Below are 10,518 nucleotides of genomic sequence, written 5' to 3' on the forward strand. Positions count from 1 at the left end.
AACTTTATAAAGATAAATTTTTGTGAAACTACTACTTCTCACATTAGCATTGTTAGGCGTTGCAGTTGCTGGCATCGCAATTAAAATTTGGGCAAAAAAAGATGGTAAATTTGCCGGAACTTGTGCAAGCCAAAATCCTATGATCAATACAGAGGGCGAGTCTTGCGGTTTTTGCGGAAAAACTCCAGACCAGTTCGAGAATTGCAATGAAGCACAACATTCATAATTTTCTATGTTTGTACTTGACGTTTTTTTCTATAGCTTCATTGCTATAGTTTGCATTCAAGTTATCTTTTATGGTGCTTTATTCGGTCGTTTTGCCTTCAAAAAAAATGAAGAAAAACAAACACAAGCCCTACCTGTTTCAGTAATAATTTGTGCTAAAAATGAAGCTAAAAACCTAAGTCAGTTTCTACCCTCAATTCTCAATCAAAACTACTCAAACTTCGAGATTATATTAATAAATGATGCTTCTTACGATGACACTTTAGAAGTAATGGAAGCATTTGCGGTGCAACACACAAATATTAAGATTGTTAACGTTAAAAATATTGAAGCCTTTTGGTCTAAAAAAAAATACGCCCTAACATTAGGTATAAAAGCTGCAACTCATAACCATCTTTTATTTACGGATGCAGATTGCAAACCTGTGTCTAAAAATTGGATAAGTGAAATGACAGCACATTTTACTAACCAAAAAACCATTATTTTGGGATATGGTGCATACAATAAAATTAAAAACTCTTTTCTTAACAAACTTATTCGTTTTGAAACGCTTTTAACAGCAATACATTATTTTTCATTTGCACAACTAGGCATTCCATTCATGGGAGTTGGGCGAAATTTGGCGTACCACAGAGATGAATTTTACAAAACAAATGGTTTTATAAAACATATGGATGTACGTTCTGGTGATGACGATTTATTTATTAATGAAGCTGCCAATGCTAAAAACACAACGATTTGTATTGCAAAAGATAGTTTCACCGTTTCAAACCCAAAAACAACTTTTAAAGATTGGTTTCGCCAAAAAAGGCGCCACATCTCCACTGCACATCGTTATCAATTTAAACATAAAGCGCTTTTAGCGCTATTTTATATTACGCAGATATTGTTTTGGGCTCTTTCTATTACATTAATAATATTCTTATTTCGCTGGCAATACTTACTGGCTTTAATAGCTTTAAGATTTGTTGTTCAGTATATATCGATTGGATATTCAGCAAAAAAACTTAATGAAATAGATCTCATTATTCTACTTCCTTTCTTAGAAATTAGCCTCATTATCTTTCAATTAAGTATATTTATAACCAATCTTATCTCAAAACCAAATCATTGGAAATAAACGAAGCCATTGCCAAAGCAAAAGTTAATAACCAAAAAGCATTTAATTTTTTATTAGATGAATATTGGGATTATGTTTATGGTTTTCAATTAAAGCGTATTGAAAATGAAAATGACGCCGAGGATATTACCATTCAAACTTTTTCTAAAGCTTTCGATAAAATTGAATTATATGATCCTAAATACGCTTTTAAAACGTGGTTAATAACTATTTCTAAGAATATTCATATCGATTTACTACGAAAAGAAAAAAGTTCTATCCAATCTAAAATAACCGATCATGATGACGATAAAGTGTATCGGGTTTTAGACGATTCGCCTTCCGCTGAAGACAAGTTAATAACAGAACAAAATCTTGCAAAATTACTTCGAGATATTAAAAAACTTAAACCACATTATCAAGAGGTAATTAATCTACGTTACTTCCAAGAATTAAGTTATGCCGAAATAAGCACAGAACTTAACGAACCTATTAATAATGTTAAAGTAAAATTATTGCGCGCGAAGAAGTTACTGGCTGCTATAATTAGTAAGTAACTATAGATATAAACTAAAGTATAACTCAATTAAATTAACAGAATACTTTGTATCTTTGTAGTTCGAAAATTACACTATGAGTATAGACACCATTTCAAAATCACCAGCAACTCAAAGACAACCAAAACCAAAATGGTTACGTGTAAAATTACCTACTGGTAAAAAATACACAGAACTTCGCAGCTTGGTAGATAAGTATAAATTAAATACTATTTGCACCTCTGGAAGTTGCCCAAATATGGGAGAATGTTGGGGAGAAGGCACAGCCACTTTCATGATTTTAGGAAACGTTTGTACACGTTCATGTGGTTTTTGTGGTGTTAAAACTGGAAGACCAGAAACGGTAGATTGGGATGAACCGGAAAAAGTGGCTCGCTCAATTAAAATCATGAAAATTAAACACGCCGTTTTAACAAGTGTAGATCGGGACGATTTAAAAGATATGGGAAGCATTATGTGGGCAGAAACAGTTAAATCTGTTAGACGTATGAATCCTGAAACAACATTAGAAACCCTAATACCAGATTTTCAAGGTATAGAAAAACATATAGACAGAATTATAGAAGTGGCTCCAGAAGTTGTTTCTCATAACATTGAAACGGTAAAAAGGCTAACCAGAGAAGTTAGAATTCAAGCCAAATACGAGCGTAGCTTAGGCGTTTTAAAATACTTGAAAGAACAAGGGCAACGACGCACAAAATCTGGCATTATGCTTGGCTTAGGTGAAACACGCGACGAAGTTATAGAAACACTACACGATTTGCGTTCAAATGATGTAGATGTGGTTACTATAGGTCAATACCTTCAACCCAGTAAAAAACATTTACCAGTAAAACAATTTATTACACCAGATCAATTTAAAGAGTACGAAACCATTGGTTTAGAATTAGGCTTTCGCCATGTTGAAAGTAGTGCATTAGTACGCTCGTCTTATAAAGCGCAAAAACACATTAATTAAATGATTACTGTTGCAATAAACGGTTTCGGCCGCATTGGCAGACGTGTTTTTAGGTTATTACAAGAGCATAAAAATATTAAAGTTGTAGCAATAAATGATTTGGCAGATGCTAAAACGCTAAGTCATTTATTAAAATACGATAGTATTCACGGTGTTTTTAAAGGTGAAGTGTCCCATAATGAAAACAATCTTTTAGTTAATAATAATGAGGTTGTTCTACTAAATAAAAACCATCCAAAAGAGCTTAATTGGAAACCATTTAAACCAGATTTTGTAATTGAGGCTACTGGAAAATTTAAAAATACACAAACTTTACATCACCACATCACAAATGGAGCGAATCGCGTTATTTTGTGTGTACCTCCATTAGATGAAGACATAAAAACCATTGTTCTAGGTACTAATGAACATATTTTAGATGGCACCGAAACTATAATTAGTAATGCTTCATGTACTACAAATAACGCTGCACCAATGATTGCGATTATTAATGAGTTATGTGGTATTAATCAAGCTTATATAACCACGATTCACTCTTACACAACAGACCAGAGTTTACACGATCAACCACATCGCGATTTGCGACGTGCGCGTGCTGCAGGACAATCCATTGTTCCAACAACTACAGGAGCAGCAAAGGCATTGACCAAAATTTTTCCAGATTTAGCAAATGTTATTGGTGGTTGTGGCATTCGTGTTCCTGTGGCAAACGGATCGCTAACAGATATTACGTTTAATGTTAAGAAAACAGTTTCTATTGAAGCGATTAACGCTGCATTTAAAAAAGCCTCTAAAGATAAATACAAGGGCATTTTAGAATATACAGAAGATCCTATTGTATCTATTGATATTGTTGGTAATAGTCACTCTTGTATTTTCGATTCTCAAATGACTTCTGTTATCGAAAATATGGTAAAAATCATTGGATGGTATGATAATGAAACTGGGTATTCCAGTCGAGTCATTGACCTGATTATCAATTTATCGGAAAAAAGTACACTTTTATCCGATTTATAATTATATTTGCTCGTAAACTATGCTATAATGTCCCAATTTTGCAAAATAATTTGTGTTACACTTTTGTTATTTGGTGTTTCTGTGTTTTCACAAAATCAAACAACAAAAGAACGTGATGTACTTCAAGCAAAAGTAGATGCCGATCTATCATTAGCTCAAAAAAATATTGAGAACTCTAATTACTTTCAAGCTAAAAGCAATTTAGAAAATGCGCTAAGTAATGCTAATATTCTAAATAACAAAAAAAGTCTTGGCTTAGTGTACTCAAAACTTGGTAAAGTTCAATATCTGTTAGAAGAGCCTAAACAAGCCACCCACACGCTTATAAAAGCGATGGAGATTCAACGTTTTGCAAAAGATAATATCAATATTGCAGAAACTTACAAAACCCTTGGTGATGTTTATCTTAGCACAAAAAAATACAAGCAGGCGTTAGATTATTATAAATCTGCCGAAACGCACTTTAATCAAGAAGGCTTACATAACTATGAAACAGAATCCATATTAAAAAAAGGGCAGGCATATCTGGCATTAGGTGACCTAAGCAACGCCGAAAATGCATTTAAGGAGGCGATTAATTTGTCTAAACGCTACCAGTTAAAAAAAATATTAAGCAGTAGTTTAATTCATTTAGGAGAGGTACAGGCAAAAAATGGAGAGTTAGGGTTAGGCTTAAAAAATGCTAACGAAGGCTTCGACATTGCTAAAGAAAATAATTTTCTGCATGTACTTAGCTCGGGATATTTAACATTGAGCAAACTACAAGAGGCAGATGGTAGTTACAAGCTTGCAAATACCCATTTAAATGCTTATTTAAAACTGTCCGATTCGCTTCTGGAAGTAAAAAAAGCATTAGTTTCTCCTGAAAAAAGAAATGAATATTTAGTAAAAAACCAGATAGAATATCAAAAAGAAACCAAAGCTAATCTCGAAGAAGAAGCAAGTTCTAACACCATTAATGAGCTTACAACCATTTTAAGTATCGCACTTATTACCATTTTATCTCTATTAACTTTGTCTCTATATAAGAACAACAATATTAGATTAAAATCTAATAACGTGCTTCATAAAAAAAATAGCGAACTTATTGTAAGTAAAGAAAGAGCTGAATTAGCTTCTAAAACAAAAGCCAATTTTTTATCCACCGTTACCCACGAACTGCGAACACCACTTTATGCAGTTACCGGTTTAACAAATATGCTTTTAGACGAGAATCCAAAACCCGAGCAAATCCCGCATTTAAAATCTCTAAAATTTTCTGGAGATTATCTTCTAACATTTATTAACGATATTCTTCAGATAAATAAAATTGAAGCGAATAAAGTTGAAGTGGAAAACGAATTATTTAACTTAAAGAAGAAGATGACGAATGTTATTTCTGCTTTAAATAATTCGGCTTTAGGAAATAACATTAAGCTGCACTTAGAGTATGATGAAAATTTACCTCTTAATTATAACGCAGATCAACTTAAAATATCTCAAATTTTAATTAATTTAATTGGAAATTCTATAAAATTCACAAAAGATGGAGATATTTGGGTGAGAGCTCATAAAATAAACGAAAAAAACGGACTATTTAATATTCGTTTTGAAGTTGAAGATAATGGTATTGGTATTAGTAAAGAAAAGCAAGACTATATGTTCGAAAGCTTCTCTCAAGGCTCTATTCAAATTAATAGAAAATATGGCGGTACAGGTTTAGGACTATCTATTGTTAAAGGATTAATAGATATTTTAGGCGGTAAAATATATCTTAAAAGCGAACTTGGTCAAGGTACAACCTTCTTTTTCGAGTTACCTTTACAACATTCTAAAGAGGTAATAAAAGAAACACAAGTGAGTTATTTTAAAGATTTAAAAGAAGAAGATCTTAGCGGAATAAAAATTCTGGTAGTAGAAGATAACAAAATCAACCAGATGATTACTAAAAAGATTTTAAATAAAATGAAACTCTCTTGCGAGGTTGTTGATAACGGAGAAGATGCTGTAGAAAAAGTAAAATCCAACCAGTACGATGTGGTTTTAATGGATATTCACATGCCAGGAATTAGCGGAATTGAAGCCACCAAAATTATAAGAGCATTTAATCAAGAACTTACTATTTTTGCCCTTACTGCAGTCACCATAGAAGATAAAATGGTGGAATTTGAAGAAGCAGGTTTTACAGATATTATTAGCAAACCATTTAAGCAAGAGGATTTTGAGAAAAAGTTATTTGATGCCTTATTTCTTAAGGAAGACGTTTAAACCTACATTATAATTTTGCTCTTAAAAGCACATGAAATTCCTGTTGTCTATCTAAAGCTATTGTTATTGGCAAATAATATAATTTACTAATTAAATCTTCCTCAACCATTAATCGCATATAATCTTTTTCAGTTGTTACTATTAATGAACTTTCAGAAATAGTTAATATATCCTTTTTAGAAAAATTATGATGGTCACTATATTTTAAATGATTAAACTTTAGTCCTTTATCTTTCAAAAAATCAACCAAAGGTTTAGCGTTGGCAATCCCAGTTACTAACGTAAATTTTTCAAGACTTTCTACCAGAAGTTTTCTCTTATTACCAACCACTTCATTTGCATAATCTATACTGCTAAAAAACAATTGTTGATGCGGTTTTGGTTGTATTTTAGCCTCTATTATTCCCTTTCGTTCTTGAGATAAATCAGCAGGACACTTAGTAACAACAATTATCTGTGCACGTTTAGCACCAGCTTTTGGTTCTCGTAAATCGCCAGTTGGTAAGACAATATCATCAACATAAAGGTTAGAATAAGTAGTAAGCAAAATATTTAATTTCGCTTTTACTTTTCTATGTTGAAACGCATCATCTAAAATAATTAAATTGGGCTTTTGTTCTAAGCTTCTTAACGTTGTAATGCCATGTTGCCTGCTTTCGTCTACAGCAACATAAATTTCATTCTTAAACTTATTATAAAATTGAAAAGGCTCGTCACCCAACGTTTCGGCAGTAGAAGTGTTGGAGGCTAATACAAAACTTTTAGTTTTTCTTCCATAACCTCTACTTAACGTTGCTAATGTAAAATCTTCTTTTAAAAGTGTGATTAAATACTCAACCATAGGTGTTTTTCCTGTACCACCAGCACTTAAGTTACCAACACAAATAATAGGAAAATTATATGTTTTAGATGGCTTTAAATTTAAATCATACAGTTTATTTCTACACCATGTTACTACATAATATATTGGTACAATTGGAAATAATAAAAGCCGAATAAATTTCATTCCTGTTGTTTAGACTTAACGAAAGTAAAAATTTTATATTTGTTAAACATAAATTCAATAAATCAATTCCCAAAAACGTATGATAATTCAAGATGTTATAGATCATTTAGAAGACTTTGCTCCTTTAGCTTATGCCGAAGACTTTGATAATGTGGGCTTACTTGTTGGAGATAAAAACACATTACTTTCTGGTGTTTTAGTAACATTAGACACTGTAGAAACTGTTGTGGATGAAGCCATAGCAAACAATTGCAACCTCATTGTGAGTTTTCATCCTATTATTTTTAAAGGTTTAAAAAGATTAACCGGGAAAACTTATGTAGAGCGCACTGTGCAAAAAGCAATTAAAAACGACATTGCTATTTATGCCATTCACACTGCATTAGACAATCATATAAACGGTGTTAACGATATAATATGCGATCAACTGGGTTTAGTAGACAGAAAGATACTAATTCCTCAAGCCGAAACCATAAAAAAACTAACCACCTACATACCTAAAAATAAAGCTAAAGCATTAAGACAATCTATTTTTAATGTTGGTGCTGGAAATATAGGCAACTACAGTAATTGTAGCTTTAATGTAGAAGGTACTGGCACCTATAAAGGCAACGAAAATTCCAATCCAGTAATAGGTTCTAAAGGAAAAACACATAGTGAAGATGAAACAAAGATTTCGATAACTTTTGCCAAGCATTTAGAAGCGAAGGTTATTGAAACCCTGTTTATAAATCATCCTTACGAAGAGGTTGCTTATGAGATTACTACCTTAGAAAATAAAAATCAAAATATTGGTATGGGAATGGTTGGCTCGCTCGAAAAACCCATGTCTGAAATAGCATTTTTAAAATTTTTAAAGACCAAAATGAAAACCGGAAACATTCGGCATTCAAAATTTCTAAAAAAACCAATTCAAAAAATTGCGGTATTGGGAGGTTCCGGAAGTTTTGCCATACAAGCAGCCAAAGCAGCAAATGCAGATGTTTTCGTAACTTCAGATCTAAAATACCACGACTTTTTCGCAGCTGAAAACGTCATAGTTTTGACAGATATTGGACATTATGAAAGCGAACAATTCACAAAAAATGGTTTAGTAGCACATCTTACAAAAAAAATTAGTAATTTTGCAGTCGTTTTATCAAAGACAAACACCAATCCTGTTAAGTATTTTTAAAATATGGCAAAGAGTAAAGAAATAAGTGTAGAGCAACGTTTAAGAGCTTTATACGATTTACAATTAATCGATTCAAGAATCGATGAAATTAGAAACGTTCGTGGAGAACTACCTTTAGAAGTTAGTGATTTAGAAGACGAAGTTACCGGATTAAAAACAAGATTAGAAAAGCTTGAAGATAGCTTAGCCTCTGTAGATTCGCAAATTAGCGACAAAAAAAATCTAATTGAAGAAGCTAAAACTTTAATAAAAAAGTATAACGAGCAGCAAAAAAATGTTAGAAATAACAGAGAATTTAACTCGTTAACAAAAGAAGTAGAATTTCAAGAACTTGAAATTGAGCTTGCCGAAAAACACATTAGAGAGTTTAAAGCACAAATAGAGCAAAAGAAAGAAGTTATAGATAAAACTAAAGAGCACGCTAAAGAGCGCGAAACACACCTTAAACACAAAAAAGGGGAATTAGATGCTATCTTATCGGAAACTGCAAAAGAAGAAGAAGCTTTAATAAAAAAATCTGAAGACTACAAAAAGAAAATCGAAGACCGCTTAGTTAAAGCATACCATCGTATTCGCACAAACGTTAAAAATGGTTTAGCTGTTGTACCAATCGAAAGAGGTGCTTCTGGAGGGTCTTATTTTACTATTCCACCACAAGTACAAATGGAAATTGCTGCGCGTAAAAAAATTATTACCGATGAGCATTCTGGACGTATTTTGGTAGATGAGCTTCTGGCAAACGAACAAAAAGAAAAAATGGAAAAAATGTTTAAAAAGTTATAATTCCATTTCATACTATATTTAAGCCTTCATTTTTATGAAGGCTTTTTTTTTTAACATAATGTCCCGTCCTGAAATAGCGATACACTAAAACATTAGTGTAATGAAACCATCAGAAAACACTGGGTATGTAAAGCGTACCCAAAAAGATTATTCAATTTCTTTTAAGCTTCAAGTTGTTGGAGAAATAGAATCAGGTCAACTAGGTAGGTTAGAAGCTTGTCATAAGTACGGCATTCAAGCTAGATCTACCATTACTCAATGGTTAAGAAAATATGGTACTTTTGATTGGGAGAACCTAACAAAAGAAACTATGGCTAAAACACCTGAACAAAAAATCCTCGAACTAGAGGCCAAAATAAAATTACTTGAAAAACAAAAGGCTAGAGCAGAACATCTTGCCGAACGTGCAGATAAGAAGTCCATTTTATTTGATATGCTAGTAGATTTAGCCGAAAAGGAATATAAAATTGATATCAGAAAAAATTACACACCCGACTCATCGACCTCTTCAAAGAAGAGCACAAAGAAACGTTAGTTTCTACCTGTGATTTGCTCGGGATAAACAGGCAGGTTTACTATAGATCAATACAGTCAAGATTAAATAAACAGTCCATTGCTCAAAAGGTGATAATACTGGTTCGTGATATTCGAATGATAATGCCCAAGTTGGGATGTAGAAAATTATATTTCTTACTTAAAGATCAATTATCAATTTTAAAGGTTGGTAGAGATAAACTCTTTAGAATATTAAGAGCCAATTATATGCTTATTGAACCAAAGAAACGATACCATGTAACAACAGATTCGCATCACCGCTTTAGAAAGCATAAAAACTTGATAAGCACTTTAGAAATAGAGAAGCCAGATACTGTTTGGGTAAGCGATATTACATACGTTGGCAATAGAATAAATCCAACTTATCTAGCATTAATAACCGATGCATATTCAAAAAAAATAGTGGGTTATAATGTATCTAAATCGTTGTCTGTTGAAGGTTCATTAAAAGCTTTAGAAATGGCAATGGGTAATCGAGAAAGCAGAAACTATCCTTTGATACATCACTCGGATAGAGGCTTACAATATTGTTCAAATGACTATCAAAAACTATTAAAAGATAATAATATCAGTCCAAGTATGACCGAAAAATATGACCCTTACGAAAATGCCATAGCTGAGAGAATAAATGGGATTTTGAAACAAGAATTTGATGTAGCAAGAAAAATTAAAGATTTTAATATCAAAAAAAAGTTAATCCAAGATGCAATAAAAATATATAATAATGTAAGACCACACTTATCTAACCATATGCTAACACCAATACAAATGCACGCACAAAACAAATTGAAAAGAAAACAATACAAATCAAAAAAGCTGAACAATCATATGATTGTTCAGCTTTAATTAATAAATTTAATCCTTTAATAATCTGTATCGGTTATTTAGGACTAGACA

General features: G+C 32.1%; 11 protein-coding genes. 10 read left to right on the forward strand and 1 reads right to left on the reverse strand.

Annotation, left to right across the window (positions count from 1 at the left end; genetic code table 11):
- Window positions 1-22 precede the first annotated feature (22 nt).
- From ACVC43_RS02210 to ACVC43_RS02235, 6 genes are all read left to right on the forward strand, one after another.
- Entirely contained in the window at window positions 23-226 is a 204-nt protein-coding gene (locus ACVC43_RS02210; RefSeq protein ID WP_452222934.1) for a membrane or secreted protein, read from the forward strand.
- A 6-nt stretch (window positions 227-232) separates the two neighbouring features.
- Window positions 233-1,345, forward strand: a complete 1,113-nt coding sequence (locus ACVC43_RS02215) for a glycosyltransferase (RefSeq protein ID WP_452222935.1) — start codon at window positions 233-235, stop codon at window positions 1,343-1,345.
- On the forward strand, window positions 1,336-1,881 hold the full coding sequence (locus ACVC43_RS02220; RefSeq protein WP_452222936.1) for an RNA polymerase sigma factor: 546 nt from the start codon (window positions 1,336-1,338) through the stop codon (window positions 1,879-1,881). The genes ACVC43_RS02215 and ACVC43_RS02220 overlap by 10 nt, the downstream gene beginning before the upstream one ends.
- 76 nt (window positions 1,882-1,957) lie before the next feature.
- Window positions 1,958-2,839 (forward strand): lipoyl synthase, encoded by an 882-nt coding sequence (gene lipA, locus ACVC43_RS02225; RefSeq protein WP_452222937.1) that lies wholly within the window; start codon window positions 1,958-1,960, stop codon window positions 2,837-2,839.
- Window positions 2,840-3,856 (forward strand): type I glyceraldehyde-3-phosphate dehydrogenase, encoded by a 1,017-nt coding sequence (gene gap, locus ACVC43_RS02230; RefSeq protein WP_452222938.1) that lies wholly within the window; start codon window positions 2,840-2,842, stop codon window positions 3,854-3,856. It abuts the gene before it with no gap.
- A 27-nt stretch (window positions 3,857-3,883) separates the two neighbouring features.
- A complete protein-coding gene (locus ACVC43_RS02235; protein WP_452222939.1) occupies window positions 3,884-6,103 on the forward strand; it encodes an ATP-binding protein in 2,220 nt (739 codons plus the stop codon).
- Window positions 6,104-6,110: 7 nt separating this feature from the next.
- Here the strand turns inward: ACVC43_RS02235 and lpxK are convergent, their stop codons facing one another.
- On the reverse strand, window positions 6,111-7,109 hold the full coding sequence (gene lpxK, locus ACVC43_RS02240) for a tetraacyldisaccharide 4'-kinase (RefSeq protein WP_452222940.1): 999 nt from the start codon (window positions 7,107-7,109) through the stop codon (window positions 6,111-6,113).
- 79 nt (window positions 7,110-7,188) lie between these two features.
- Here lpxK and ACVC43_RS02245 point away from each other — a divergent pair, with 79 nt between their 5' ends.
- The 4 genes from ACVC43_RS02245 to ACVC43_RS02260 all read left to right on the forward strand — a co-directional run bounded on the left by ACVC43_RS02245 (window position 7,189) and on the right by ACVC43_RS02260 (window position 10,467).
- Window positions 7,189-8,283 carry a Nif3-like dinuclear metal center hexameric protein gene (locus ACVC43_RS02245; protein WP_452222941.1) on the forward strand — a complete coding sequence of 365 codons (1,095 nt, stop codon included), beginning with the start codon at window positions 7,189-7,191 and terminating at the stop codon, window positions 8,281-8,283.
- A 3-nt stretch (window positions 8,284-8,286) separates the two neighbouring features.
- Window positions 8,287-9,066 (forward strand): zinc ribbon domain-containing protein, encoded by a 780-nt coding sequence (locus tag ACVC43_RS02250; RefSeq protein ID WP_452222942.1) that lies wholly within the window; start codon window positions 8,287-8,289, stop codon window positions 9,064-9,066.
- A gap of 100 nt (window positions 9,067-9,166) precedes the next feature.
- Window positions 9,167-9,601: a transposase gene (locus ACVC43_RS02255; protein WP_452222943.1), complete on the forward strand. Its 435-nt coding sequence runs from the start codon at window positions 9,167-9,169 to the stop codon at window positions 9,599-9,601.
- 14 nt (window positions 9,602-9,615) lie between these two features.
- Complete coding sequence (locus tag ACVC43_RS02260; RefSeq protein WP_452222944.1) at window positions 9,616-10,467, forward strand: IS3 family transposase; 852 nt, start codon at window positions 9,616-9,618, stop codon at window positions 10,465-10,467.
- Window positions 10,468-10,518 lie beyond the last annotated feature (51 nt).

Source organism: Lacinutrix chionoecetis (genome assembly GCF_053604665.1).